The organism is Sporosarcina sp. FSL K6-1522 (genome assembly GCF_038622445.1).
In the GTDB taxonomy this organism is placed as follows: domain Bacteria; phylum Bacillota; class Bacilli; order Bacillales_A; family Planococcaceae; genus Sporosarcina.
The window spans coordinates 761,825-788,009 of the sequence record NZ_CP152019.1; the positions used below are offsets into that span (position 1 = coordinate 761,825).

Genomic DNA, 26,185 nt, shown 5'->3' on the forward strand with positions numbered 1-26,185 from the left:
GAATCCTTAATTGGATTCGTCGCCTTTTTTATCGTCTAGACTCCAGCACTTTTGTTGATAGACCAAGCATGCATAAGACTGTCAACAGCATTTCTGATGTCATCTGTAGCTAGTCCACCAAAGCCAAGGAGAAATGAGGGGACACCGATTACAGGGGCTGTCCGATAGTCGTTTAAGCCATAGACACGGATATCTGAAGTCCTTGCAACTTCGGTTAGCACTTCTTCTGGAATGTCGGTGTGAACGGTAATCATAATATGCATCCCCGCCTCGTCGCCAGAAAATGATAGATGTGGTGCGTAAGCAGTAAGTGCCTCGGTGAGTATTTGTAATTTGCGACGATAAATTTTCCGCATGCGATTGAGGTGGCGTGAAAAATGACCATCTGCCATGAAGCGGGCCAGAATATGTTGATCGAGCCTCGGCACCGTCGCAGCATAGTGGATGAACGCTTTTTCATATCTGTCGAGCAATACGGGGGGCAGCACCATATAAGCAATGCGCAGCGAAGGCATTAGCGACTTGGAAAATGTACTTAGGTAGATAACATTTCCACCTTTATCCATCCCTTGTAAGGAGGGAATGGGACGCCCCGTATAGCGAAACTCACTATCGTAATCGTCTTCGATGATAAAATGATTGTCTTGTGCCGAAGCCCAGTTCAATAAAGCAGTCCTGCGTGCCGCAGATAGTACTGTACCGGTTGGGAACTGATGAGAGGGTGTTACGTAGGCTACCGTCGCACCTGCGCGATGTAGGGCGTGTACATCCATCCCTTCTTCATCAACTGCGATGGGGATTGCTTTTCGATCATTATGAAAGAAAACATGATGCGTAAGTGGATAGCCGGGATCTTCGATGGCGTACGTTGCTTCTATGCCTAAAATTCGAATGACGAGCGGCATCAGCTGTTCTGTCCCTGATCCGACGATAATTTGCTCGGGTGTACAGTCGACCCCACGTGAATGATACAAATAGCGTGCAATTTCTTGGCGTAGCTCATAATCACCATGAGGATGACCAAGGAGCAGTAGGTTTTGGGATGACTCGTCTATGACCTCCTTGGCGTACTTGCGCCATTGAGTAAATGGAAAGGATTCTGTGTCGATTTTACCTGGTGAAAAATCGATGGCAGCATCCGTTTTTGTCCACTGGCTAGGTTTGATTGTGAGTGCCACGGGTTGTACATAGGCAAGCTCTTCAATCGCCTGCACATAATAGCCTTTTCGTGGTTGGGATGAAATGAATCCTTCTGCTGTGAGCTGCGCATAAGCAAGCTCAATCGTTGTTTGACTTACATTCAGAAATTCGCCTAATTTGCGTTTAGAAGGTAGTTTCATGCCGACGGGTAATTTACCGCTCGTGATATCACGCTGAATTTGTTCATAAATTTGTTCGTATAAGGGTGTTTCTGTATGTTTTTCTAATTGAATCAACAGCATTTCCATGTGAACGCCTCCAACTGACCCCTTCATATTGTTTGTAACTGAGTATTTTAATAAGGTCATAATCTATTATACTGAACAATAAGAAAAGGGGGAAGAAAAAATGAACTTTCAATATGGCGGCGTAATTATGGATGTTATTAATGCAGAGCAGGCGAAAATAGCGGAGGCGGCAGGCGCGATTGCAGTTATGGCACTTGAGCGTGTACCTTCAGATATTCGAGCGGCAGGCGGTGTTGCGCGCATGGCTGACCCACGTATTATCGAGGAAGTACAGGGAGCCGTATCGATTCCGGTGATGGCGAAGGCGCGGATTGGTCATATTTCTGAAGCGCGAGTGTTGGAAGCTTTGGGTGTTGATTATATTGATGAAAGTGAAGTACTGACACCAGCGGATGAGGAATACCACTTGCTGAAGAGTGAATACAATGTGCCATTTGTATGTGGAGCACGTGATCTTGGGGAAGCCGCACGTCGCCTTGGGGAAGGGGCAAAAATGCTGCGTACGAAAGGCGAACCGGGGACAGGCAATATCGTTGAGGCGGTACGCCACCTGCGCAAAGTAAATGCACAGGTCAACAGAATTGTTCATATGAATGAAGATGAAATTATGACGGAAGCACGTGACCTTGGTGCGCCGTATGAGATTTTGTTAGCGATTAAGAAGCATGGTCGTCTACCTGTAACGAATTACGCAGCGGGCGGCGTCGCAACACCAGCAGATGCTGCATTGATGATGGAACTTGGTGCGGATGGTGTGTTCGTCGGATCAGGCATCTTCAAATCAGAAAACCCTGAGCAGTTTGCACGTGCGATTGTGCTCGCAACACAAAACTTCAAAGATTATAAACTCATTGGTGCATTGTCTAAAGATCTAGGTGCACCGATGAAAGGGTTGGAAATTGCGGGCTTAGCGGCGGGCGAGCGTATGCAGGAACGTGGTTGGTAATGAATTGAGTTGAAAGCGAGGGAATAATCCTTCGCTTTTTTGTATACTAGAAATGAGGTGAGCGAAATGGAACGATTAAAAGTCTTTGATGACAGTTATACATATTTGAAAGATGAAAGCCGGGCTATAGTTCATCGAGAGGGTCTATGGCATGAAACCTTCCATTGTTGGTTAGTAGATGAGCAATTTGTCTATATTCAAAAAAGAAGTACCACGAAGAAAGATTTCCCGAATTTATTTGACATTACGGCTGCGGGGCATATTCTTGCGACGGAAACAGTTGCCGATGGTATTCGGGAAATAGAGGAGGAGCTTGGTTTAGCGGTGGCGTTGTCACAGTTATCCTCGAAGGGTGTTGTGCAAGATACGATTGAATTACCGGGTTTCCTTGATCGGGAATTTGCGAACGTCTTTTTATACGAATCATCTTTTGCACCGAGTGCATTTTCACTGCAACAAGAGGAAGTGGCAAGTATTCATATTGTAGAACGTCAAGCATTGGCGGCACTTTTTTTGCGGGAAATTACGGCTGTACCGTGTGCGAATATTGCCGATAGAACGGCTACGGTCATTACGTTGGCTGATTTTGTCCCGCATGAACGTGCGTATTTTGAACAGGTTGCAGGAATGCTTGGATATTGAAAGGTGAAAGCGGATACATGACTTGCTAAAATGCTGTGCATGTAGTACAGTATTTGTAATTGCAAACACGAGACGATGATGGGAAGTAGTAGTGAGCATGTTTTTTGAAGAGAGCCGGCGGGTGGTGTGAGTCGGTAAAAACACTTACGAATCCGTCCCTGAGTAGCCGGGTTGAACTTTTAAGTAAGCCTGTGCCGGTGCTTGAGCCGTTATTTCAATGGAGTGGATTGGACGAGACATGTCCGGTCAATTTGGGTGGCAACGCGGGTAGTTCTCGTCCCTTTATGGGGGATTTGAGGGCTTTTTTTAATGCCGATTTGTCCCTGACTTCTAAAATTTAAGGAGGAATTAGCTATGTTAGATATTAAAAAAGTTCGTGCCAATTTTGATGAAGTAAAAGAAAAACTTGCGAAACGCGGGGAAGACATTTCAGAGTTAGATAAATTCGGTGATCTCGATGAGAAACGCAGAGAATTGATTGCGAAAGTAGAAATGTTGAAAGCGGAACGTAACGAAGTGTCTCAAAAAGTTGCGGAAATGAAGCGCAATAAAGAGAATGCTGATGAAGTCATTGCACGTATGCGTACAGTTGGAGAAGACATCAAAAAAATTGATGAAGAGCTTAACCAAGTGGAAGAACAGCTTCAGTACATTATGATGCGTATTCCGAATATCCCGCACGACAGTGTTCCTGTTGGCGATAGCGAGGACGACAACGTGGAAGTCGGTACTTGGGGAGAGATTCCTACATTTGACTTTGAACCGAAGCCTCATTGGGAACTTGGGACAGATTTAAACTTGCTTGATTTTGAGCGTGCTGCGAAAGTAACGGGAAGCCGTTTTGTGTTTTACCGTGGACTAGGTGCTCGTTTGGAGCGTGCATTGATTAACTTTATGATGGATTTGCATCAGGATGAGCATGGCTACGAAGAAATGTTGCCTCCGTATATGGTAAACCGTGCGAGCTTGACGGGTACAGGTCAGCTTCCGAAATTTGAGGAAGATGCATTTTTGCTTGAGAAAGAAGATTATTTCATGATCCCAACATCTGAAGTTCCGGTGACAAACTTCTACCGTGATGAAATCTTAGATGCTACGCAACTTCCAGCTGCATTTGCTGCGTACAGCACGAACTTCCGTTCAGAGGCAGGATCTGCGGGGCGTGATACACGTGGGTTGATCCGTCAGCATCAGTTTAACAAAGTAGAGCTTGTTCGATTTGTTAAACCAGAAGATTCTTATGACGAGTTAGAGAAATTGACAGGGCATGCGGAGAAAGTATTGCAATTACTGAACCTTCCATACCGTAAGTTGAAAATGTGTACGGCAGATCTTGGCTTTACGGCTGCTAAAAAGTATGACCTTGAAGTGTGGATTCCAACGCAGGAAGTTTACCGTGAAATTTCATCTTGTTCAAACTTTGAGGACTTTCAAGCGCGTCGTGCGCATATCCGTTTCCGTCGTGAAGCGGGCGCGAAGCCTGAGTATGTGCATACATTGAATGGTAGTGGTCTTGCGGTTGGTCGTACAGTGGCGGCAATCCTTGAAAATTACCAGCAGGAAGACGGCTCAGTTGTTGTTCCAGAAGTGTTGCGTCCATATATGGGTGGAAAAGAAGTTATTACGAAGTAATAAGGAACGCAGTCTAAGCCCGCGACATCCTGTCGCACTGACCGCATGACCGGCATCGTGCCGGCCTCAACGACTGCATGACCTATATCCTGTAGGCCCGTGGCATGCGCGAAAGTCATTCGACTTGTTGCGCAGCCTCTTTTTTTGCTTGTTTTTTGCGTTCACGAATCGCTCTAAAAAATGCTGTCAGCATCTCTCCACATTCATCGGCTAATACGCCTTCCACAACATCGCATTCATGATTGAAGCGCGGATCATTCAATAGACGATACAATGTGTCGACACAACCGCCTTTTGGATCGCGGGCGGCGTAGATGACGCGTGGAATTCTAGATTGTAAAATGGCACCTGCACACATCGGGCATGGTTCAAGTGTGACGTATAAAGTTGTATCTTCGAGCCGCCAGCTACCGATTTCCTGGCAAGCATCTTGAATCGCAGATAGCTCCGCGTGTGTGACGGCATTTTGTGTTGTTTCACGTAAATTATGCGCACGTGCAATGACTTGGTCGTTACGGACAATAATTGCACCAATCGGTACCTCGCCAAGCGTTTGCGCCTTCATCGCTTCATCTATTGCTAACCGCATATAGTATTGGTCTTTTTCAAATAGATCCATGATCATCGCTCCTTGCAAATAGTGTACCATTTAGGCTGGAATGATGCTGTGTACACGCTATTTTTCAATTTTCTTGTATGATAAAATAAAGAGCATTAGTTATGTGCAACATGAAGGAGGATTTCGGATGTCTATTCCATTTATTGCAGTTGAAGGTCCGATTGGCGTTGGAAAAACATCACTATCCAATGTCATCGCAGACAAGCTGCAATTTCATCAGCTAAAAGAAATTGTGGATGAAAATCCATTTTTAAATAAATTTTACGATAACATCGAGGAATGGAGCTTCCAGACCGAAATGTTTTTTCTCTGTAATCGGTATAAGCAACTGAGTGATATACAAGCAATCGTTGCGCAAAAATCAGTTGTTGCAGACTATCATATTTTTAAGAACCTAATTTTTGCAAAACGGACATTGAGTTCGATTGAGTATGCAAAATACGAAGCGATTTATCAGATTTTAACGAAGGATATGCCTGTACCGAATGTCATCGTGTATTTGCATGCGAGCCTCGATACGCTTATGAAGCGCATTGCTGTACGTGGGCGCACATTTGAAAAAAACATGGACCCCGCTTATTTGCAGCAGCTTGCGGATGACTACGATACTTTCATCGCATATTTTGAGACGGCACATCCCGAGATTACCGTGCTGCGGTTTAATGGGGATGAGCTGGACTTTGTGAACAATGCCGATGACATGAAATTTATAATAGATACAATCGATGCGACGTTGCGAAAAGGGGCACTTTGAATGAATTTACGTGAGAAATATGGCATTCCGGCTAATGCGGTCATTACAATTGCAGGGACAGTCGGTGTTGGAAAGTCAACGATGACACAGGCGCTTGCAGATGCATTAGATTTTCGGACATCCTTTGAAAATGTGGATCAGAATCCGTACCTGGATCGTTTTTACGATGACTTTAAAAAGTGGAGTTTCCATTTACAAATTTATTTTTTAGCCGAACGTTTTAAGGAGCAGAAGCGCATCTTTGAAAATGGTGGCGGGTTTATCCAAGACCGTTCGATTTATGAGGATACGGGGATTTTTGCGAAGATGCATCAGGAAAAAGGAACGATGGATCCAGTCGATTATGAGACGTATACAAATTTGTTTGAAGCGATGGTCATGACGCCATACTTTCCACATCCACATTTACTGATTTACTTGGATGGTTCGCTGGATGATATCGTTGCGCGTATTCAAGAACGTGGTCGCCAAATGGAACAGCAGACGCCCATTTCATATTGGGAAGAGACGCATGAACGCTATGAGAAGTGGATTCAGTCGTTCGATGCTTGTCCTGTGCTTCGACTGAATATTAACGAGTATGACTTGTTGAAAAATCCGCAAGAAATTGAAACGATTGTGGAACGGGTTGGATGTATAATCCAGTAAACGGCGATACTGCAAGCATAAAGTGCAATGACTGAGATTGCTCAAATTGTTGATAAGAGGCGTACAGAATGTTCTCGTTCTGTACGTCTTTTCGACTTGGAACTAGCCAGTCCAGTTATTATTCATCATTAGTTAACATAACCTCTATGTCTTGGAATCAAAAAGTAATTTTTTCTTATGTAAACATACATAAGAAGTTTAGTTTCGGCGAAGTATACGGTGAGTATTCAATAATGATGAAGTGGGGGAATAAATGAAAAAGCATATACTTTGAGTACGAGATATGTGGGTTGTATAATAATTTCCGGAAGTTAAAGTTTTTCTAAAAAAATGAATGGAGTGTTTTGTATGACAAACAAACAAAGTGCGTTCTATATGCCATCCGTAAACTTATTCGGAGCAGGATCGGTTAATGAAGTGGGAACTCGCCTTGCAGGCCTTGGTGCTAAGAAAACATTATTAGTGACAGATGCTGGTTTGCACGGTTTGGGGATTTCGGAAAACATTGCAAGCATTATTCGCCAAGCAGGCGTAGAAGTTTCGATTTTCCCAAAAGCGGAGCCGAATCCTACGGACAAAAACGTTGAAGAAGGACTTGAAGCTTATAAAGCTGAAAACTGTGATAGTATCGTTACGCTTGGCGGCGGAAGCTCTCACGACGCTGGTAAAGGGATTGGAATTGTCGCTGCTAACGGCGGAAAAATCCACGATTATGAAGGTGTAGATGTATCTGAGAAGCCGATGGTTCCTCTAATTGCAATCAACACAACAGCTGGAACAGGCAGTGAAGTTACTAAATTTACGATTATTACAGACTCAGCGCGCAAAGTAAAAATGGCGATTGTTGACAAACATGTCACGCCAGCACTATCGATCAATGATCCAGAATTAATGATTGGTATGCCACCTGCATTGACAGCAGCAACTGGTTTAGATGCGTTGACTCACGCGATTGAAGCATATGTTTCAACAGCAGCAACACCAATTACAGATGCACTTGCTATCCAAGCAATCAAAATCATTCCAAAATATCTGCCAAAAGCAGTAGCAAACGGACAAGATATTGAAGCTCGTGAACAAATGGTATTTGCACAATCACTAGCGGGTATGGCATTTAACAATGCTTCACTAGGTTATGTGCATGCGATTGCTCACCAATTCGGTGGATTCTATAACTATCCACACGGAGTATGTAATGCAATTCTACTTCCACATGTATGTAAATTCAACTTGATCGCAAGAGAAGAGCGCTTTGCAGACATCGCAGCGGCTTTAGGTGAAAATGTAGATGGATTAAGCACTCGCGAAGCAGCTGAAAAAGGTATTGCGAAAATCGAACAAATGGCTAAAGATCTAGGCATTCCAAGTGGTTTCGCAGAGCTAGGAGCTAAAGAAGAAGATATCGAAACTTTAGCTACAAATGCGATGAAAGATGCTACAGCAGCAACGAATCCACGTAAACCTAAATTACAAGAGGTTATGGAAATTATTAAAAACGCTATGTGATTCAATAATAGACACCTGAGCACCGTTCTAAGTAAACATACAAAGACCGACTTCAAAGCACTTTTTGTGCCGCGAAGTCGTTTTTTTTCGTCATTAACTACTTTTGTGCCGCTACATAACTATACTAATTTGAATAAGTTATGATGTGTAGACTTATGGACGTTTTGGGAGTGAAGGTGAAGTGAATCCTTATTGGGGAAGAATGTATTTATATTGTTATCCAATGCAACCGTGTTTGATAGAGTTGGTCAATTGTGTAAGTAAAGCGAATGCCGAGTGGAAAAGTATAATGCGGCGTTTGTGGGGAGAGCATGTTGCATGGACACGGGCAGCTGTTAGTAGCTTGGTGTTCAAGTCACCGGATGCCAGTGTTGTTGTGGCGCGTCTCCTTCAAAATACAACAGATATGGGGTATGTATTAGAACCCTACTATGGACAGAAAGCGGCACAGATGTACAGTCAGCTTTTAGCAGAACATATCACATTAGCGGGGGATCTTATAAAGGCCACATCTGAAGGGAATGTAGAAAAGGCGACGGAAATTGAAAAGAAATGGTTTCATAATGGGGCTAAAATTGCAATGTTTCTGAGCCGTATAAACCCCTGTATTCCGGTAGAAGAATTTCGAGAAATGTTCGATGAGCATTTATTGTTTATCAAACAAGGAATGATGTGCATGTTTAACAAGGACTTTGAGGCAAGTATACTCATTTTCGATGACATGGAGATGGAGGCCATGGACATGGCAGACGAATTAGCAGAAGCGGTTATCAAGCAATTTCCGTATATGTTCATTTAAAGCAATAGAAATCACAATTCCGATAAACAATACCTCATAACAATCTTCTCTGTTTTTCTAGTAAAGCGTACTAAGAAAACAAACACCCCGGAATGTATGCTAGTAAATCAATAGAGGAGAGTGAAGGAACGTGTATCGAAATGGGAGTGGAATATCCTTGTATCCTGTCAGGCCACTAAATTATTTCTCTCACGGAGGGGAAACAGCACCAGTTAGATATATGCTGAATAAGGGGCAGGATACTTACGGAAGATGTTGTATCAGTCAGGCTGAAGTTGATTTTAAAGGCATGAATCGACTTCTCTGGATGGAGCATGTTAACTGGACGAGGATGACAATCATTAGTATCGTTTTCGGGTTACCAGACTTACAGTTTGTACAAGAAAGACTGTTAAGAAATGCTACGGATATGGGAAATTGCCTACGCCCTTTTTATGGCGACCAAATAGCAGATCGATATGCCGAGCTCATGAAGGAGCATCTAGTATTAGCGGCGGAATTAGTCACAGCAGCTGTAGAAGGAGATACGAAAAAGGCGGCAGAAAAAGAGAAACAGTGGTATCGAAATGCAGATGATATTGCTGTGTTTTTAAGTAGTATCAACCCGTATTTAGGAACAGAAGAAGTCAGGAACATGTTTTATATACATTTGGCTTTAACAAAATATGAAGCGGTTTGTATGATTCAAAAAAACTTTAAAGAAGATATAGATGTGTTCGACAAAATTGAGGCCGAAGCACTGATGATGGCAGATATGATTTCAAGTGCTATCGTTAGGCAATTTCCATATATGTTTACGCCAATATGTTAATAAAAAGTGGCACATTGTCTAATGGGACAGTGTGCCACTTTTGTTATTTAGGAGAGGACGACAGATTCTTTAAAAAATTCTACGTATAACTCTTTTAATATTTTCGTTTCGTCCTTTTTATGAACACCGAAGACGAGGCTGACTTCTGATGATCCTTGGTTAATCATTTGGATACTAGCGCTTGTGCGTGCGATAGCGGAAGCAGCACGGGAAGCAAGGCCGATAGAATGGCGCATCCCTTCGCCAACGAGCACAATCATGGAGAAATCATGTTGAATATGGACATCATCGGCTTTCAATTCGTCTTTTGCGCGTTGGATAATGCGTGCTTCTTTTTCAGCGGTGATAAATTTACTGCGCAAAATGACGGATAGGTTATCGATACCAGATGGCGTATGTTCAAACGGAATTTCTTCTTCCTCTAAAATTTGTAGGAGGCGGCGTCCAAATCCGATTTCTTGGTTCATTAAATACTTATCGACGAACAGTGTAGAGAATCCATCGTCTGCTGCAATGCCGATAACAGGCTGTGTAGAATTATTACGTTCTTTCACAATCAACGTGCCTGGTGCTTCTGGGTTATTCGTATTTTTAATACAGACAGGAACCGAGCGGCGGAATGCAGGCATCAATGCCTCGTCATGGAAGACCGAAAATCCTGCGTAAGCAAGCTCGCGCATTTCACGATACGTCATTTTATCGATTGCGACAGGATTGTCAACCACTGTTGGATTCGCTGCGAAAACCGAGTCGACGTCTGTAAAGTTTTCATAGAGTTCGGCTTCTGTCGCTGCAGCGAGTAGAGAACCTGTAATATCTGATCCACCGCGATTGAATGTACGGAGTGTTCCGTCTTCTGTATAGCCAAAGAAGCCTGGGAAAACGATAATGCCGGGTTCATCACGTAATGTCACGAGGCGCTCATCCCCTGCTGGAAGTGCTCGTACACGTTCTGGACGTTTATTGACAAGAAGACCTGCGTCTTTCGGACAGACGTATTTTGCTTCCATACCAATATGTGTGAAATAGGCAGCAATGATTTTTGCGTTATTATCCTCACCAGATGCTTTTAAATTATCCATATAAAGAAGTGCATCATTCTGATCGCCCGCTAAACGTTGATGTAAATCACTTTCAATGACGTGGACAATGTCTTCCGAAAGTCCAAGTCCCTGGGCGATCTGTCGATAACGATCAACAACCTCCTCAAGTGCTTTTGCTGTATCTTGTCCAGCTAGTGCTTGTTCCGCAAGACGGATGAGCAAGTCTGTTACTTTGTCATCTTCACTGAATCGTTTACCAGGTGCAGAGACAACAACGATTTTACGGCTAGGGTCAGATGTAACGATTGCGGCTACTTTTTTGATTTGCTCAGCTGATGCGACGGATGTACCACCAAATTTACATACTTTCATTTTCATCAAATCCTATCTGTCAGTAGTGACAATTATGTGTTATTTTGAATTTTATCATAAAACAGGCTTGTTATTAACCGAATATTTCACTATAATGTCCTTATGCGAAGAACGAATGTTTTTTTATAGTGTACATACAGTTTGGGGGAATCGTCAAATGAAAAACGAAATTAATATTGGACTACTAGGATTTGGAGTTGTTGGAAGTGGTGTGGCAAAGATTTTGGAGAACCACCAAGAAGACTTGCAGCATAAGCTCGGTGTTCCTGTATCCATTAAAAAAGTTCTTGTAAAAGATGTAAATAAAAAGCGAGATACTCCATTAGCATCTGAAATTTTTACAGTCGATTTAGATGAAGTGCTTGAAGATCCATCTATTGATCTGATTGTAGAAGTAATTGGTGGAACGAGTGAAGCGAAAGAAGCGATTGAAAGCTCATTGCGGGCAGGAAAAGGAGTTGTCACGGCGAATAAAGATGTGATGGCGGAATATGGGCCTGAACTATTGAAGCTAGCCGATGAAAATAAATGTGATCTATTCTATGAAGCAAGCGTTGGTGGTGGGATTCCATTGATTCGCACGCTGGAAGATGGTCTAGCATCTGACCGTATTAGCGCATTGACAGGGATCGTCAATGGTACAACGAACTTCATCTTAACGAAGATGAAACACGAAAAGATGAGCTATGAAGATGCTTTGGCGGAAGCAACAGAACTTGGCTTCGCTGAAGCAGACCCATCCGCAGACGTCGACGGCATTGATGCTGCGCGTAAAATGGTGATTTTGGCTTCACTCGCATTCTCGACAGAAGTGTTGTTGGAAGATGTCTTCGTTCGAGGAATGAAAGACATTCGCGATGGTGACTTAGAACTTGCTGAACAGTTCGGGTACACAGTAAAGTTGGCAGGATCAGCTAAAAAGGATGCGGACGGCATTGAAGTGGCGGTTGAGCCCGTACTATTCCCGAACTCACATCCACTTGCATCAGTGAATAATGAATTTAACGCTGTCTATGTATATGGAGATGCAGTGGGCGAGACGATGTTCTACGGACCGGGTGCAGGCTCCCTTCCAACAGCAACATCTGTTACAGGTGACATTATTGCCGCATGTCGTAATCTCCTGTTAGGTGTGAATGGTAAACGACCACATGCACCACAATATGAGCGTAAAGTGAAAAATGATAGTGGCAAGTATGCACGTTACTTCCATCGTATTCATGTTAAAGACGAAGTGGGCGTCCTTACGAACTTGACATCAATTTATAGTCATCATGGGGCAAGTTTGGCAACAGTCATCCAACATGCAGATAAACAAAAAACAGATGCGGAATTGATTTTCATCACGCATAGTATTTCACGCGAGCAACATTTAAATATTGTCAATGAATTGAATGAGACACCAGCGGTAATTGGCGTACTAAGTCATTATCGGGTTGAGGGGGAAGAATGATGAGAAGATGGAATGGTTTGATTGAAGAATATAAAGAATGGTTGCCGGTTACTGACAACACGCCGGCTTTGACGTTACAAGAAGGAAACACACCACTCATTTACCTAGAAAACTTATCTAAAGCGTGGGGCATCAACCTGTATGTGAAAACAGAAGGGACGAATCCGACAGGGTCTTTTAAAGACCGTGGCATGGTGATGGCGGTAGCGAAAGCGAAAGAGGAAGGGAAAGAAGTCCTCATTTGTGCATCGACAGGTAACACATCTGCATCTGCGGCGGCATATGGTGCACGTGCAGGTATGCGTACAATTGTGGTTATTCCTGAAGGGAAAATCGCGCTTGGGAAATTGGCGCAAGCAAAAATGTACGGTGCAGAAATCGTAGAAATCGCTGGCAACTTTGACGAAGCGTTGAACATGGTTCGTGAAGCAGGAGAAGGAAAAGTAGCGGTTGTTAACTCGGTGAACCCATACCGTTTGGAGGGTCAGAAGACGATTGCATTTGAAGCGATTGAGCAACTAGGCAAAGTACCAGATGTCTTTGCATTACCTGTAGGCAACGCAGGGAATATTTCTGCTGCATGGAAAGGTTTCAAAGAGTACGCAGACCGTAAAGGAACAGCCTTGCCGAAGTTGCTTGGTGTACAAGCGGACGGTGCAGCACCAATTGTTTATGATCGCGTATTTGACAACCCTGAAACGGTTGCAACGGCGATTCGTATTGGAAATCCAGCGAGCTGGCAATTGGCGAAAGATGCATTGGCAGAATCGGATGGAGCCATTTTGTCGGTAACAGATGAAGAAATTTTGGAAGCATATAGCCTAATCACGTCACAAGAAGGTGTCTTTGCGGAACCAGGATCTTGTGCAACAATTGCGGGCATTAAAAAGCGCCTAGACGCAGGTTTGTTAGAAAAAGGCGTAACGATTGTTGGCGTACTGACAGGCAACGGGTTAAAAGACCCTGAAACGGCGATTATGGTGAATGAAGAAAAGCCACTACTATCACGTGAACAGTTCGATGCATTGTTGCACGGGTTGAAAGAAGGAGCAAACTAAATGGGAGAGACTGGTTTTCTAGTCACGGTTCCCGCTACAACGGCAAATCTTGGTCCCGGCTTTGACAGCATTGGGCTTGCCTTTGCTTTATATACGACGATCGATGTGAAGCCGGCAGCACAGTGGCTTGTTCAATATGAAGGTGAAGAGTACCGAGATTTAGCGAGTGGGGAAGACAATTTAATTGTGAAAACAATTCAACATGTTGCGGAACGCTATGCGCGAGTAGCTCCTCCCCAAGTGCTACGCGTCCAATCGGACATCCCGCTTGGTAAAGGGCTTGGCAGTAGTGCCACGGCGATTGCCGCGGGGATTGAAATTGCAGATCATCTTTTAACGCTAGGGCTTTCATCGAAAGAAAAGGTCTACATCGGTAGTGAGCTGGAAGGGCATGCGGATAATGTATCCGCGGCACTTCTAGGCGGTGTCACTATTTCTTATTTTGTAGGTGATGAAATGGATACGATTCATCTGCCAGAACCGAAAATGGGCGCAGTGATTCTTGTTCCACCAGAAGCACTTCTTACAGAAGAATCGCGAGGGCTGCTGCCTGAACAGTTGGCGCATGCACAAGCTGTCGCAGGTAGCGCAGCAAGTAGCGTCATGACGGCGGCCATTGCTCTTGGAGATTGGGAGACGGCTGGACGCATGATGGAGAAGGATGTATTCCACGAACCATACCGCCAACGACTATTTCCTGATTTCGATCGAATCCGTGCATTTTGCCGTGAGCACGGGGCGTATGGTATGACGATCAGTGGTGCAGGTCCGTCCTTGTTCGTAGCTGTTGGAGCGGATAAAGAAGAGGAAATGGCTAAGAAGTTGGCAGACGAGTTTTCGTATTATCAATGTTTAGCCCTTAAACCATCTACTGCGGGCGCGACAATTAAATAAAAGCAACAAAAAAAGGACAGCAAATATTGCTGTCCTTTTGAATTTTAGGCAAAATAAAAATCCGTTAACCTGTAACGAATTCGAATTGCATAACTATGCGCTTAAGTTAAAAATGGAGGAGGTAGAGGGATTCGAACCCCCGCGCGGTTTAACCCGCCTGACGGTTTTCAAGACCGTTCCCTTCAGCCGAACTTGGGTATACCTCCGTATCAACAAGATATAATTTATCATGTATGCAATGAAGTGTCAACAGTTTATGTTATGTAAAAAAATTCGGATAATTCGAGATGCCGATGTCGTGCTTTATGTGGAAGAAATACAAGGTTTATTCCTATAGAAGGGGGACATATATTGCAGAAAGAATAATCCGATGGATAAACATTTGATTTTCTGTAGAAAAGTGCGTATACTAATAAATGCCGTGCTAGATGGGGAGGTAGCGGTGCCCTGTAACTTGCAATCCGCTCTAGCAAGATTGAATTCCCTCTCGAGGCTGTCCGTATTGTAGGGTCTGCCTTTTGCACGTAGTGTTGACGTTTGGGTCCTGCGCAATGGGAACCCATGAACCATGTCAGGTCCGGAAGGAAGCAGCATTAAGTGGACTTTTTCATGTGCCGCAGGGTCGCCTAGACCGAGCTGGCGACAAGAGTAACGCTTATGTGCGGCTGTCGAAGGAGGGTGCACGGCTTTACATTTACATTCCAACTCGTCCGTTTTTGCGGGCGGGTTTTTTTGTCGTCTAGCCTTCAGCGCCTGAACAGGCGCTGAAGCTTTTGTTGTGTTGAAGCAGGTTAATGGAAACGCTTTATGCTATACTAGGGATATTACTGTATTGCATCGGAAAGGGGGAAAACTGTTGGTCTATCAGGCTTTTTATCGTGTATACCGACCTCAGTCGTTTGCTGAGATGTCCGGTCAGCAACATGTGAAACAGACACTTCAGAATGCCCTCCTTCATAATAAGACGACGCATGCTTATCTTTTCTCGGGCCCGCGGGGGACAGGAAAGACCAGTGCCGCAAAAGTTTTTGCGAAGGCGTTGAATTGTGAAAATGGTCCGGCCAAAGAGCCGTGTAATGAGTGTCCAACATGTATCAGTATTACAGAAGGCTCGAATACGGATGTCATAGAATTTGACGCGGCTTCTAATTCGCGTGTTGAAGAAATGCGAGACATTATTGAAAAGGTTCGATTTGCGCCATCAAATGCTCGTTTTAAAGTATATATTATAGATGAAGTGCATATGTTATCGAATTCTGCCTTCAATGCTCTGTTAAAAACACTCGAAGAACCACCATCGCATGCTGTGTTCATATTAGCGACTACAGAACCGCATAAATTACCGTTGACGATTATTTCACGATGTCAACGTTTCGATTTTAAACCGATTACACCAGCAGAAATTACAGATCGGATGAAAACGGTGCTTGTAGATACAGGTATCGATTCTGACGAGGGTGCATTGAAAGTGATTGCACAAGCTGCTTCTGGTGGAATGCGTGATGCATTGAGTATGCTGGATCAGGTTGTGTCGTTTAGTGGAGAGAGATTGACGATTGAGGATGCGTTGCTCGTTACGGGTTCAATCGGTGAAGATATTTTCCATCAGCTGGCGGAAGCGCTGCTCGAGAAAGATGCTGGCGTGGCTTTGTCGCTATTAGATCGATTGATAGCTGAAGGAAAAGATGTTTCTAGATTGGCGGAAGATTTGATCACCTTTTTCCGAGATCTGCTCCTACTTCGAACGGCACCAAGCTTGAAAAACTTGCTTGAACTGATATCGTCGGATGAGCGCTTTGTGGAGATGGCGCAACGATTTGACGTGGAGCTTTTGTATACCTTCATTGATATACTGGCAAAGACACAGCAAGAAATGCGTTTCTCTAATCATGCAAAAGTGTATATCGAGTCTGCGTTATTGAAAATGATTCACCTGGACGCAGCGCCTGTACAAGCGGGTAGTCCGCAGTCAGTAGATACGGGGCTTGCGCAGAAAGTATCAGAACTTGAACGAACCATTCAAAATTTACAACAACAGCTTGCCAATGGTGTAAATGTACAACCAGGTGCAGAAGGTGCGGGTCAACCGAGGAAGAATGTTTCAAAATCGTCTCAGTCGATGAAAATTCCGACTGGAAAAATTAATGAAGTATTAAAGTCGGCTACGAAACAAGACATTCAGACGATTCGAGAAGAGTGGGCAGGTATGATGCAGACGCTACAAAAGTCGCACTCCGCACTTCTTGAAGAAACAGAGCCGGTTGCGGCATCAGACTCTGCATTTGTGTTAAAATTCAAGTATGAAATTCATTGCCGTATGGCTTCTGAAAATCCGTCATTGCGATCTGGTTTATCGGATGCCCTACGCTCACGTACTGGGAAAGCGTATGAAGTTGTCTACGTTCCAGAAGAGGGTTGGTTGAAGGTAAGAGAGGATTTCATCCGGAATAGTGGTCTTGCCAAACAGTCTGAGCCAAACGCAAATTCGTCTAACGAAGAGGCGGCAGCTGAAGGAATGCTCTCCTTTGTCAAAGAAGCAGAACAGGAAAATGCAGATCCACTCGTAACGGAGGCAGAAAAGATCTTCGGCAAGGAGTTCATAGAAGTCTACGACGATTAATAAATACTATTGAGGAGGAAACAAACATGCGTGGTATGGGAAATATGCAAGGTATGATGAAACAAATGCAAAAAATGCAAAAGAAAATGGCTGAGGCACAAGAAGAACTTGGTGAAAAGCGTTTAGAAGGTGCAGCAGGCGGCGGTATGGTGAAAGTCATCGTATCTGGTGATAAGCAGGTTGTAGATGTAATTATCGATCCTTCTGTCGTTGATCCAGAAGATGTTGAGATGCTTCAAGACCTTATTGTCATTGCTACAAATGACGCAATGACAAAAGCGGAAGAATTAACGAACTCCACAATGGGTCAATTCACGAAAGGATTGAACCTACCTGGAATGTTCTAGGAGGAACAATAATGCATTATCCTGAACCGATATCGAAACTAATCGATAGTTTTATGAAATTGCCAGGTATCGGCCCGAAAACAGCGGGCCGACTGGCGTTTTTTGTCTTAGGCATGAAAGAAGATACTGTATTGGATTTCGCGAAAGCGCTTGTCGATGCGAAAAGGAATTTACGTTACTGTTCGGTGTGCGGACATATTACAGACGTTGACCCTTGCCACATTTGCCAGGATAAACAACGCGACGGCTCTATGATTTGTGTTGTTCAAGATCCTAAAGACGTCATTGCTATGGAGAAAATGAGGGATTATAAAGGACTCTATCACGTTCTTCATGGCGCAATCTCGCCGATGGATGGGATTGGCCCAGAAGATATTAACGTTCCTTCCTTATTAACACGCCTTCAAGATGAAACAGTTGAAGAATTGATATTGGCTACGAACCCTACAATTGAAGGTGAAGCAACTGCGATGTATATTTCAAGACTTGTAAAACCGTCAGGCATTACGACAACAAGAATTGCACACGGATTACCTGTGGGTGGCGATCTTGAATATGCAGACGAAGTGACATTATCGAGGGCATTAGAAGGTCGCCGGGAACTATAAGGGGGCGATAGTATTGTTTGGACGGAAAAAAAAGCTGAAAAAAGAGTTTGATGAACGTCTACGTACATTGATGATGGACACGAAGGAAGAGTGGGAACAAGCGAGAGACGTTGAGAGGTATCTCAATGACTACGACCAAGAAGTAATGGTTCGTAGGAAGATTGCTGAAAGTAAGCACTTCTATTTATTTAAAGAAGCAAAGGCACGGCGCTTAGGTAGCGATTGATATATTTTCATGGGATCGCATAGACTAGATCATTCTAGTTGAAAGGGGCGTTTCCCGTGAAGATAATCGGTATAGCTATTGTTGGAGTTGTACTTCTTCTATTAGTAGTAGGTAGAAAGCATATACCAAAAGTGCTAGAGAAGTTATCGATCTATTGGTTTCGTTTGGCTTTTGCTTTTCTTGTTCTTTTTGCCATGAATATTGCAGGTGGTTTTATCGGGGTTTATGTACCGATAAATATTGCATCTGGCTTATTGTTGGCTGTTTTAGGTATACCAGGAATGGCTACATTATGCGCTTTTGCAGTTTTTTTATAAAAAGTTTATAAAAAGCGTTGACATATGACTAGATGTGCTGTAATCTTATATGAGTCGCCAGTGAGGCGGACGAAATAACGAGGATGACACTTCAACTCCTCTGCATTATGAACCTTGAAAACTGAACAGCAAAACGTCAATGAAATAAAGCGAAGGTGCTTCGGCACTGGAGCCAAACGTTTCCCAAAAGGAAACACAAACGAATCTTCGGATTCAAATTTGACATCTTAATTGATGCCAGCAAGAAATGAGCAATCATTTTCTTCTATTATGGAGAGTTTGATCCTGGCTCAGGACGAACGCTGGCGGCGTGCCTAATACATGCAAGTCGAGCGGACGGAAGGGAGCTTGCTCCCTGAAGTTAGCGGCGGACGGGTGAGTAACACGTGGGCAACCTGCCCTGCAGATGGGGATAACTCCGGGAAACCGGGGCTAATACCGAATAATCAGTTTGTCCGCATGGACAAACTCTGAAAGACGGTTTCGGCTGTCACTGCAGGATGGGCCCGCGGCGCATTAGCTAGTTGGTGGGGTAATGGCCTACCAAGGCGACGATGCGTAGCCGACCTGAGAGGGTGATCGGCCACACTGGGACTGAGACACGGCCCAGACTCCTACGGGAGGCAGCAGTAGGGAATCTTCCACAATGGACGAAAGTCTGATGGAGCAACGCCGCGTGAGTGAAGAAGGTTTTCGGATCGTAAAGCTCTGTTGTAAGGGAAGAACACGTACGAGAGTAACTGCTCGTACCTTGACGGTACCTTATTAGAAAGCCACGGCTAACTACGTGCCAGCAGCCGCGGTAATACGTAGGTGGCAAGCGTTGTCCGGAATTATTGGGCGTAAAGCGCGCGCAGGCGGTCCTTTAAGTCTGATGTGAAAGCCCACGGCTCAACCGTGGAGGGTCATTGGAAACTGGGGGACTTGAGTACAGAAGAGGAAAGCGGAATTCCACGTGTAGCGGTGAAATGCGTAGAGATGTGGAGGAACACCAGTGGCGAAGGCGGCTTTCTGGTCTGTAACTGACGCTGAGGCGCGAAAGCGTGGGGAGCAAACAGGATTAGATACCCTGGTAGTCCACGCCGTAAACGATGAGTGCTAAGTGTTAGGGGGTTTCCGCCCCTTAGTGCTGCAGCTAACGCATTAAGCACTCCGCCTGGGGAGTACGGCCGCAAGGCTGAAACTCAAAGGAATTGACGGGGACCCGCACAAGCGGTGGAGCATGTGGTTTAATTCGAAGCAACGCGAAGAACCTTACCAGGTCTTGACATCCCGCTGCCCGGTGTAGAGATATGCCTTTCCCTTCGGGGACAGCGGTGACAGGTGGTGCATGGTTGTCGTCAGCTCGTGTCGTGAGATGTTGGGTTAAGTCCCGCAACGAGCGCAACCCTTGATCTTAGTTGCCAGCATTCAGTTGGGCACTCTAAGGTGACTGCCGGTGACAAACCGGAGGAAGGTGGGGATGACGTCAAATCATCATGCCCCTTATGACCTGGGCTACACACGTGCTACAATGGATGATACAGAGGGTTGCCAACCCGCGAGGGGGAGCTAATCCCATAAAATCATTCCCAGTTCGGATTGGAGGCTGCAACTCGCCTCCATGAAGCCGGAATCGCTAGTAATCGTGGATCAGCATGCCACGGTGAATACGTTCCCGGGTCTTGTACACACCGCCCGTCACACCACGAGAGTTTGTAACACCCGAAGTCGGTGGGGTAACCCTTACGGGAGCCAGCCGCCGAAGGTGGGACAGATGATTGGGGTGAAGTCGTAACAAGGTAGCCGTATCGGAAGGTGCGGCTGGATCACCTCCTTTCTAAGGATTATTTCGGAAATAGACCTCTGGTCTATCCATTGACGTTTTGCGTTCAGTTTTGAAGGTTCATCTTTCTTTATAGATGATCTTTTTCAAAACTTGTTCATTGAAAACTGGATAAAACGACATTGAAAGTAACAAATCAAGAATCAACCGAGTCGATTACAATTGTAATTTACTTATGCAATACCTTTTTAAGAGCCCCTGTTTACATCGCTGTAAATAAGACTCACCAAATGGCTGTTGAAGCCGAAAGGTTAAGTTAGAAAGGGCGCACGGCGGATGCCTTGGCACTAGGAGCCTAAGAAGGACGGCACTAACACCGATATGCTCCGGGGAGCTGTAAGTAAGCTTTGATCCGGAGATTTCCGAATGGGGAAACCCACTGCCCATAATGGGGTAGTACGTTTACGTGAATACATAGCGTAAACGAGGCAGACCCGGAGAACTGAAACATCTAAGTATCCGGAGGAAGAGAAAGAAACATCGATTCCCTGAGTAGCGGCGAGCGAAACGGGAAGAGCCCAAACCAGGAAGCTTGCTTCCTGGGGTTGTAGGACACTCTACACGGAGTTACAAAGGAATGGATTAGGCGAAGCGACCTGGAAAGGTCCGCCGTAGCGGGTAAAAGCCCCGTAGTCGAAAGTCCATTCTCTCCAGAGTGTATCCTGAGTACGGCGGAACACGTGAAATTCCGTCGGAATCCGGGAGGACCATCTCCCAAGGCTAAATACTCCCTAGTGACCGATAGTGAACCAGTACCGTGAGGGAAAGGTGAAAAGCACCCCGGAAGGGGAGTGAAATAGATCCTGAAACCGTGTGCCTACAAGTTGTCAGAGCCCGTTAATGGGTGATGGCGTGCCTTTTGTAGAATGAACCGGCGAGTTACGATTCCATGCAAGGTTAAGCAGTGAATGCGGAGCCGCAGCGAAAGCGAGTCTGAATAGGGCGAATGAGTATGGGGTCGTAGACCCGAAACCAGGTGATCTACCCATGTCCAGGGTGAAGGTAAGGTAACACTTACTGGAGGCCCGAACCCACGTATGTTGAAAAATGCGGGGATGAGGTGTGGGTAGCGGTGAAATTCCAATCGAACCTGGAGATAGCTGGTTCTCTCCGAAATAGCTTTAGGGCTAGCCTCAAACGTTAAGAATCTCGGAGGTAGAGCACTGTTTGGACTAGGGGCCCATCCCGGGTTACCGAATTCAGACAAACTCCGAATGCCGATGATTTATGTTTGGGAGTCAGACTGCGGGTGATAAGATCCGTAGTCGAGAGGGAAACAGCCCAGACCACCAGTTAAGGTCCCCAAGTATTCGTTAAGTGGAAAAGGATGTGGCGTTGCCCAGACAACCAGGATGTTGGCTCAGAAGCAGCCATCATTTAAAGAGTGCGTAATAGCTCACTGGTCGAGTGGCGCTGCGCCGAAAATGTACCGGGGCTAAACGAATCACCGAAACTGTGGATTGACACCTTAGGTGTCAGTGGTAGGAGAGCGTTCCAAGGGCGTTGAAGCTAGACCGTAAGGACTGGTGGAGCGCTTGGAAGTGAGAATGCCGGTATGAGTAGCGAAAGAAGGGTGAGAATCCCTTCCACCGAATGCCCAAGGTTTCCTGAGGAAGGCTCGTCCGCTCAGGGTTAGTCGGGACCTAAGTCGAGGCCGAAAGGCGTAGACGATGGATAACAGGTTGATATTCCTGTACCACCTCCCCGCCGTTTGAGTAATGGGGGGACGCAGTAGGATAGGGTGAGCGCGCTGTTGGTTATGCGCGTCTAAGCAGTGAGGTGTGGAACGAGGCAAATCCCGTTCCTATAACATTGAGCTGTGATGGCGAGGAGAATTGTCTCCGGAGTCCCTGATTTCACACTGCCAAGAAAAGCCTCTAACGAGGCGGGAGGTGCCCGTACCGCAAACCGACACAGGTAGGCGAGGAGAGAATCCTAAGGTGATCGAGAGAACTCTCGTTAAGGAACTCGGCAAAATGACCCCGTAACTTCGGGAGAAGGGGTGCTCTGGTAGGGTGTTAAAGCCCGAGAGAGCCGCAGTGAATAGGCCCAGGCGACTGTTTAGCAAAAACACAGGTCTCTGCAAAACCGCAAGGTGAAGTATAGGGGCTGACGCCTGCCCGGTGCTGGAAGGTTAAGAGGAGAGGTCAGCGCAAGCGAAGCTTTGAATTGAAGCCCCAGTAAACGGCGGCCGTAACTATAACGGTCCTAAGGTAGCGAAATTCCTTGTCGGGTAAGTTCCGACCCGCACGAAAGGCGTAACGATCTGGGCACTGTCTCAACGAGAGACTCGGTGAAATTATAATACCTGTGAAGATGCAGGTTACCCGCGACAGGACGGAAAGACCCCGTGGAGCTTTACTGTAACCTGATATTGAATTCCGATGCATCCTGTACAGGATAGGTAGGAGCCTTAGAGCCCGGAGCGCCAGCTTCGGAGGAGGCGTTGGTGGGATACTACCCTGGATGTATTGGACTTCTAACCCATGCCCCTTATCGGGGCAGGAGACAGTGTCAGGCGGACAGTTTGACTGGGGCGGTCGCCTCCTAAAGAGTAACGGAGGCGCCCAAAGGTTCCCTCAGAATGGTTGGACATCATTCGTAGAGTGCAAAGGCATAAGGGAGCTTGACTGCGAGACCTACAAGTCGAGCAGGGTCGAAAGACGGGCTTAGTGATCCGGTGGTTCCGCATGGAAGGGCCATCGCTCAACGGATAAAAGCTACCCCGGGGATAACAGGCTTATCTCCCCCAAGAGTCCACATCGACGGGGAGGTTTGGCACCTCGATGTCGGCTCATCGCATCCTGGGGCTGTAGTCGGTCCCAAGGGTTGGGCTGTTCGCCCATTAAAGCGGTACGCGAGCTGGGTTCAGAACGTCGTGAGACAGTTCGGTCCCTATCCGTCGCGGGCGCAGGAAATTTGAGAGGAGCTGTCCTTAGTACGAGAGGACCGGGATGGACACACCGCTGGTGTACCAGTTGTCTTGCCAAAGGCATCGCTGGGTAGCTATGTGTGGACGGGATAAATGCTGAAAGCATCTAAGCATGAAGCCCCCCTCGAGATGAGATTTCCCATTACGCAAGTAAGTAAGATCCCTCAAAGAAGATGAGGTTGATAGGTCTGGGGTGGAAGCGCGGTGACGTGTGGAGCTGACGGATACTAATCGATCGAGGACTTAACCTTATTTAAAAAGCGCACGGTTGGCTCGATTTGTGCAATACAATGTTGGTTTTATTCAGTTTTGAGTGAACAAGCTCAAAATAGTCTGGTGACGAAGGCGAAGAGGTCACACCCGTTCCCATCCCGAACACGGAAGTTAAGCTCTTCAGCGCCGATGGTAGTTGGGGGTTCCCCCCTGTGAGAGTAGGACGTCGCCGGGCACATGGTCATTGCTAAATTAGCAGTGGCTTTTTTTGTGTTTGTTTTTAAGAGATGAAATCCCAACTGAATAAACAACAAGTTTCAACTATAATAAGAGTTATGAAAAGGAAGTGTGATTGACAATGGAGTATGCTTATCGTCCGCTTGTTCAAGCGTTACGTAATTTTAAAGAAGTACATCCGGTTTCATTTCATGTGCCGGGACATAAAAATGGGATGTTGTCGGGCTTGCCAGATGATTTACGGTCAGTGCTTGCGTATGATTTTACGGAGTTAGCAGGGCTAGATGATCTTCATGAACCAGAGGGGGTTATTGAAGAGGCACAACAGCGGCTATCTTCTTGTTATGGCTCTGATTGCAGTTTCTTTCTTGTGAATGGCTCGACTGTCGGGAATTTGGCGATGATTTATGCGACCTGTCAGGCTGGTGATACGGTCATTGTTCAGCGCAATGCGCATAAGTCGGTATTTCATGCGCTCGAATTAACAGGTGCAAACCCTGTATTTGTTACACCGGCTTGGGATGCTGTTACGAAAGCAGTGGGGACGGTAAGTACTGAACAGATTCAGAGTGCTCTTGAATTATACCCAGAAGCAAAAGCCGTTGTTCTAACGTATCCGACTTATTATGGTGTGACAGGGACAATGTTAGAGGAAACGATCAGTCTTTGTCATACGTATGGTATTCCCGTTCTTGTAGATGAAGCACATGGTGCGCATTTCGTTGTAGGTGATCCATTTCCCTGTTCGGCGTTAGCTATGGGTGCTGATGTCGTTGTACATTCGGCTCATAAAACGTTACCGGCGATGACGATGGCCTCCTTCTTACATGTTAAGTCGAAGCTTGTTTCGCATGAAAAGATTGCACATTATTTACACATGTTTCAATCAAGCAGTCCTTCTTATTTGTTAATGGCTTCGTTAGATGATGCACGATCTTACGTAGAGTCGATGGATGAACAGGATAAGCTATATTTTATAAGAAGGCGCGAAGACTTTATCCGAGGACTTGGCGAGATTCCGATGCTACAAATGGTGGAAGCGGACGATCCTTTGAAGCTTATTTTACGGGTCGAAGGCTATTCGGGATATGATGTACAAGAAGTGTTAGAGGGAAGAGGAATTTTTGCGGAATTAGTTGATCCTTACCAAGTATTATTTGTGTTGCCTTTGTTGAAAAAAGGTACAGATTATCCATTTGAAGAAATAGGGAGCAGAATTTCAGTTGCACTCAAAGATTTACAAGAATCACATAGCACGATGAATTCGCTTGAAGTTCTACAAATTCACGAGGGAATTTCAAGTCTTGTCTATACGAAGCGACAGCTGTCTCAAATGGAGAAAGAGTGGGTACCATTTGAGGAGTCTTTAGGCTGTATTTCGGCCGCTTCGATTATCCCTTATCCACCGGGTATTCCGCTTTTAATCGAGGGAGAAAGAATAGAAGAGGTGCATATTCAATCCCTTCGAGCTTTATTTCGAATGAAAACAAAATTCCAAGGGACGATTCGGGTCCAAGAAAAACAAGTATGTGTGGTAAAGAATAGGACGGAGGAATAACATGGTACAGCAAGGGACATTCATCACTTTCGAGGGGCCTGAAGGGGCAGGGAAGACGACGGTTATTATGGAGTTGTATAAGCGGTTGAAGGATGGAGGGCATAATGTCATGATGACGCGCGAGCCAGGTGGTATTCGGATAGCGGAAAAAATCCGTGAAGTGATTCTGGATAATCGGCATCAGGAAATGGACGCGAAGACAGAGGCGCTGCTGTATGCGGCAGCGAGACGGCAACATCTTGCAGAGAAAGTTATACCTGCGCTGGCAGAAGGGTCTATCATCTTATGTGATCGATTTGTAGATAGCTCTCTTGCTTATCAAGGATATGCGCGGGGACTTGGAATGGACGAGGTTTTATCCATTAATGAGTTTGCAATTGGTGAAATGATGCCGGATTTAACCGTGTTTTTCGATATTGATCCAGAGGTTGGTCTTGCAAGGATTAGCAACAATGATACACGTGAACAAAACCGATTGGATAACGAAAGTATTCAATTTCACCATAAAGTCTATGAGGGGTACCAAGAGCTGATTCTCAGGTATCCAAATCGAATTGTTACAACGGATGCTTCCCTCTCAGAAGCAGAAGTGACAGAAAATGTTTGGAAAATCATATGCTCCCAACTCATTAAGTGAGTCAATTCATGATATAATGGGTGGAAAGCGGAAAAGGGGA

General features: G+C 45.3%; 21 protein-coding genes, 1 tRNA gene, 3 rRNA genes, 1 other RNA gene and 1 other annotated feature. Of the genes, 22 read left to right on the forward strand and 4 right to left on the reverse strand.

Annotated features, from left to right (window positions below):
* Positions 1–35 precede the first annotated feature (35 nt).
* Positions 36–1,448, reverse strand: coding sequence for a PLP-dependent aminotransferase family protein (locus MKY34_RS03635; RefSeq protein ID WP_342513890.1), 1,413 nt, complete (start codon positions 1,446–1,448; stop codon positions 36–38).
* A 100-nt stretch (positions 1,449–1,548) separates the two neighbouring features.
* Between MKY34_RS03635 and pdxS the strand changes: the two genes are divergently transcribed.
* The 3 genes from pdxS to serS all read left to right on the forward strand — a co-directional run bounded on the left by pdxS (position 1,549) and on the right by serS (position 4,668).
* Positions 1,549–2,394 carry a pyridoxal 5'-phosphate synthase lyase subunit PdxS gene (gene pdxS / locus MKY34_RS03640; protein WP_342513891.1) on the forward strand — a complete coding sequence of 282 codons (846 nt, stop codon included), beginning with the start codon at positions 1,549–1,551 and terminating at the stop codon, positions 2,392–2,394.
* 66 nt (positions 2,395–2,460) lie between these two features.
* Positions 2,461–3,036, forward strand: a complete 576-nt coding sequence (locus tag MKY34_RS03645) for an NUDIX domain-containing protein (protein WP_342513892.1) — start codon at positions 2,461–2,463, stop codon at positions 3,034–3,036.
* A 66-nt stretch (positions 3,037–3,102) separates the two neighbouring features.
* Positions 3,103–3,321 (forward strand) — a binding site (T-box leader).
* A 69-nt stretch (positions 3,322–3,390) separates the two neighbouring features.
* The gene (serS, locus tag MKY34_RS03650) at positions 3,391–4,668 is read left to right on the forward strand and encodes a serine--tRNA ligase (RefSeq protein ID WP_342513893.1); all 1,278 of its coding nucleotides are present in this window, start codon (positions 3,391–3,393) and stop codon (positions 4,666–4,668) included.
* A gap of 115 nt (positions 4,669–4,783) precedes the next feature.
* Here serS and tadA read toward each other — a convergent pair whose 3' ends face one another.
* Positions 4,784–5,287 carry a tRNA adenosine(34) deaminase TadA gene (tadA, locus tag MKY34_RS03655; protein ID WP_342513894.1) on the reverse strand — a complete coding sequence of 168 codons (504 nt, stop codon included), beginning with the start codon at positions 5,285–5,287 and terminating at the stop codon, positions 4,784–4,786.
* Positions 5,288–5,414: 127 nt separating this feature from the next.
* Between tadA and MKY34_RS03660 the strand changes: the two genes are divergently transcribed.
* The 5 genes from MKY34_RS03660 to MKY34_RS03680 all read left to right on the forward strand — a co-directional run bounded on the left by MKY34_RS03660 (position 5,415) and on the right by MKY34_RS03680 (position 9,805).
* The gene (locus MKY34_RS03660; RefSeq protein ID WP_342513895.1) at positions 5,415–6,041 is read left to right on the forward strand and encodes a deoxynucleoside kinase; all 627 of its coding nucleotides are present in this window, start codon (positions 5,415–5,417) and stop codon (positions 6,039–6,041) included.
* The gene (locus MKY34_RS03665; RefSeq protein WP_342513896.1) at positions 6,042–6,689 is read left to right on the forward strand and encodes a deoxynucleoside kinase; all 648 of its coding nucleotides are present in this window, start codon (positions 6,042–6,044) and stop codon (positions 6,687–6,689) included.
* A 348-nt stretch (positions 6,690–7,037) separates the two neighbouring features.
* Positions 7,038–8,195 carry an iron-containing alcohol dehydrogenase gene (locus MKY34_RS03670; protein ID WP_342513897.1) on the forward strand — a complete coding sequence of 386 codons (1,158 nt, stop codon included), beginning with the start codon at positions 7,038–7,040 and terminating at the stop codon, positions 8,193–8,195.
* 289 nt (positions 8,196–8,484) lie between these two features.
* On the forward strand, positions 8,485–8,994 hold the full coding sequence (locus tag MKY34_RS03675) for an acetylglutamate kinase (RefSeq protein WP_342513898.1): 510 nt from the start codon (positions 8,485–8,487) through the stop codon (positions 8,992–8,994).
* 130 nt (positions 8,995–9,124) lie between these two features.
* Entirely contained in the window at positions 9,125–9,805 is a 681-nt protein-coding gene (locus tag MKY34_RS03680) for a hypothetical protein (protein WP_342513899.1), read from the forward strand.
* A gap of 47 nt (positions 9,806–9,852) precedes the next feature.
* Here the strand turns inward: MKY34_RS03680 and MKY34_RS03685 are convergent, their stop codons facing one another.
* A complete protein-coding gene (locus MKY34_RS03685; protein WP_342513900.1) occupies positions 9,853–11,220 on the reverse strand; it encodes an aspartate kinase in 1,368 nt (455 codons plus the stop codon).
* A 157-nt stretch (positions 11,221–11,377) separates the two neighbouring features.
* Here MKY34_RS03685 and MKY34_RS03690 point away from each other — a divergent pair, with 157 nt between their 5' ends.
* The 3 genes from MKY34_RS03690 to thrB are packed head-to-tail and all read left to right on the forward strand — an operon-like array spanning position 11,378 to position 14,625.
* Entirely contained in the window at positions 11,378–12,673 is a 1,296-nt protein-coding gene (locus MKY34_RS03690) for a homoserine dehydrogenase (protein ID WP_342513901.1), read from the forward strand.
* Positions 12,673–13,731, forward strand: a complete 1,059-nt coding sequence (thrC, locus tag MKY34_RS03695) for a threonine synthase (protein WP_342513902.1) — start codon at positions 12,673–12,675, stop codon at positions 13,729–13,731. Before MKY34_RS03690 ends, thrC begins: the two co-directional genes overlap by 1 nt.
* The gene (gene thrB, locus MKY34_RS03700; protein WP_342513903.1) at positions 13,732–14,625 is read left to right on the forward strand and encodes a homoserine kinase; all 894 of its coding nucleotides are present in this window, start codon (positions 13,732–13,734) and stop codon (positions 14,623–14,625) included.
* Between the two features lie 113 nt (positions 14,626–14,738).
* Here the strand turns inward: thrB and MKY34_RS03705 are convergent.
* A tRNA-Ser gene (locus MKY34_RS03705) sits at positions 14,739–14,831 on the reverse strand.
* A 213-nt stretch (positions 14,832–15,044) separates the two neighbouring features.
* Between MKY34_RS03705 and ffs the strand changes: the two genes are divergently transcribed.
* The 11 genes from ffs (at position 15,045) to tmk (ending at position 26,145) form a co-directional block, all read left to right on the forward strand.
* Positions 15,045–15,311: signal recognition particle sRNA large type (ffs, locus tag MKY34_RS03710), an RNA gene on the forward strand.
* A 170-nt stretch (positions 15,312–15,481) separates the two neighbouring features.
* On the forward strand, positions 15,482–17,245 hold the full coding sequence (gene dnaX, locus MKY34_RS03715; RefSeq protein WP_342513904.1) for a DNA polymerase III subunit gamma/tau: 1,764 nt from the start codon (positions 15,482–15,484) through the stop codon (positions 17,243–17,245).
* A 26-nt stretch (positions 17,246–17,271) separates the two neighbouring features.
* Positions 17,272–17,592, forward strand: a complete 321-nt coding sequence (locus MKY34_RS03720) for a YbaB/EbfC family nucleoid-associated protein (protein ID WP_342513905.1) — start codon at positions 17,272–17,274, stop codon at positions 17,590–17,592.
* A gap of 11 nt (positions 17,593–17,603) precedes the next feature.
* Positions 17,604–18,200 (forward strand): recombination mediator RecR, encoded by a 597-nt coding sequence (gene recR, locus MKY34_RS03725; protein ID WP_342513906.1) that lies wholly within the window; start codon positions 17,604–17,606, stop codon positions 18,198–18,200.
* Between the two features lie 13 nt (positions 18,201–18,213).
* Positions 18,214–18,426, forward strand: a complete 213-nt coding sequence (locus MKY34_RS03730) for a YaaL family protein (RefSeq protein ID WP_342513907.1) — start codon at positions 18,214–18,216, stop codon at positions 18,424–18,426.
* Positions 18,427–18,482: 56 nt separating this feature from the next.
* Entirely contained in the window at positions 18,483–18,743 is a 261-nt protein-coding gene (locus tag MKY34_RS03735) for a pro-sigmaK processing inhibitor BofA family protein (protein ID WP_342513908.1), read from the forward strand.
* A 267-nt stretch (positions 18,744–19,010) separates the two neighbouring features.
* A 16S ribosomal RNA gene (locus MKY34_RS03740) occupies positions 19,011–20,562 on the forward strand.
* 255 nt (positions 20,563–20,817) lie between these two features.
* Positions 20,818–23,751: ribosomal RNA gene (locus MKY34_RS03745) — 23S ribosomal RNA — on the forward strand.
* An 81-nt stretch (positions 23,752–23,832) separates the two neighbouring features.
* Positions 23,833–23,948 (forward strand): 5S ribosomal RNA (gene rrf / locus MKY34_RS03750).
* The 16S, 23S and 5S rRNA genes sit together here, the layout of an rRNA operon.
* A gap of 123 nt (positions 23,949–24,071) precedes the next feature.
* Positions 24,072–25,508, forward strand: coding sequence for an aminotransferase class I/II-fold pyridoxal phosphate-dependent enzyme (locus MKY34_RS03755; protein ID WP_342515181.1), 1,437 nt, complete (start codon positions 24,072–24,074; stop codon positions 25,506–25,508).
* Position 25,509: 1 nt separating this feature from the next.
* Entirely contained in the window at positions 25,510–26,145 is a 636-nt protein-coding gene (gene tmk, locus MKY34_RS03760; RefSeq protein ID WP_342513909.1) for a dTMP kinase, read from the forward strand.
* The last annotated feature ends 40 nt before the right edge of the window (positions 26,146–26,185 follow it).

What these genes read in the sequence shown, in the direction of transcription:
- MKY34_RS03635 (WP_342513890.1), bottom strand. Translation starts at nt 1,448, where the DNA reads ATGGAAATGCTGTTGATTCAATTAGAAAAACATACAGAAACACCCTTA.
- pdxS (WP_342513891.1), top strand. Translation starts at nt 1,549, where the DNA reads ATGAACTTTCAATATGGCGGCGTAATTATGGATGTTATTAATGCAGAG.
- MKY34_RS03645 (WP_342513892.1), top strand. Translation starts at nt 2,461, where the DNA reads ATGGAACGATTAAAAGTCTTTGATGACAGTTATACATATTTGAAAGAT.
- serS (WP_342513893.1), top strand. Translation starts at nt 3,391, where the DNA reads ATGTTAGATATTAAAAAAGTTCGTGCCAATTTTGATGAAGTAAAAGAA.
- tadA (WP_342513894.1), bottom strand. Translation starts at nt 5,287, where the DNA reads ATGGATCTATTTGAAAAAGACCAATACTATATGCGGTTAGCAATAGAT.
- MKY34_RS03660 (WP_342513895.1), top strand. Translation starts at nt 5,415, where the DNA reads ATGTCTATTCCATTTATTGCAGTTGAAGGTCCGATTGGCGTTGGAAAA.
- MKY34_RS03665 (WP_342513896.1), top strand. Translation starts at nt 6,042, where the DNA reads ATGAATTTACGTGAGAAATATGGCATTCCGGCTAATGCGGTCATTACA.
- MKY34_RS03670 (WP_342513897.1), top strand. Translation starts at nt 7,038, where the DNA reads ATGACAAACAAACAAAGTGCGTTCTATATGCCATCCGTAAACTTATTC.
- MKY34_RS03675 (WP_342513898.1), top strand. Translation starts at nt 8,485, where the DNA reads ATGCGGCGTTTGTGGGGAGAGCATGTTGCATGGACACGGGCAGCTGTT.
- MKY34_RS03685 (WP_342513900.1), bottom strand. Translation starts at nt 11,220, where the DNA reads ATGAAAGTATGTAAATTTGGTGGTACATCCGTCGCATCAGCTGAGCAA.
- MKY34_RS03690 (WP_342513901.1), top strand. Translation starts at nt 11,378, where the DNA reads ATGAAAAACGAAATTAATATTGGACTACTAGGATTTGGAGTTGTTGGA.
- thrC (WP_342513902.1), top strand. Translation starts at nt 12,673, where the DNA reads ATGAGAAGATGGAATGGTTTGATTGAAGAATATAAAGAATGGTTGCCG.
- thrB (WP_342513903.1), top strand. Translation starts at nt 13,732, where the DNA reads ATGGGAGAGACTGGTTTTCTAGTCACGGTTCCCGCTACAACGGCAAAT.
- MKY34_RS03720 (WP_342513905.1), top strand. Translation starts at nt 17,272, where the DNA reads ATGCGTGGTATGGGAAATATGCAAGGTATGATGAAACAAATGCAAAAA.
- recR (WP_342513906.1), top strand. Translation starts at nt 17,604, where the DNA reads ATGCATTATCCTGAACCGATATCGAAACTAATCGATAGTTTTATGAAA.
- MKY34_RS03755 (WP_342515181.1), top strand. Translation starts at nt 24,072, where the DNA reads ATGGAGTATGCTTATCGTCCGCTTGTTCAAGCGTTACGTAATTTTAAA.
- tmk (WP_342513909.1), top strand. Translation starts at nt 25,510, where the DNA reads ATGGTACAGCAAGGGACATTCATCACTTTCGAGGGGCCTGAAGGGGCA.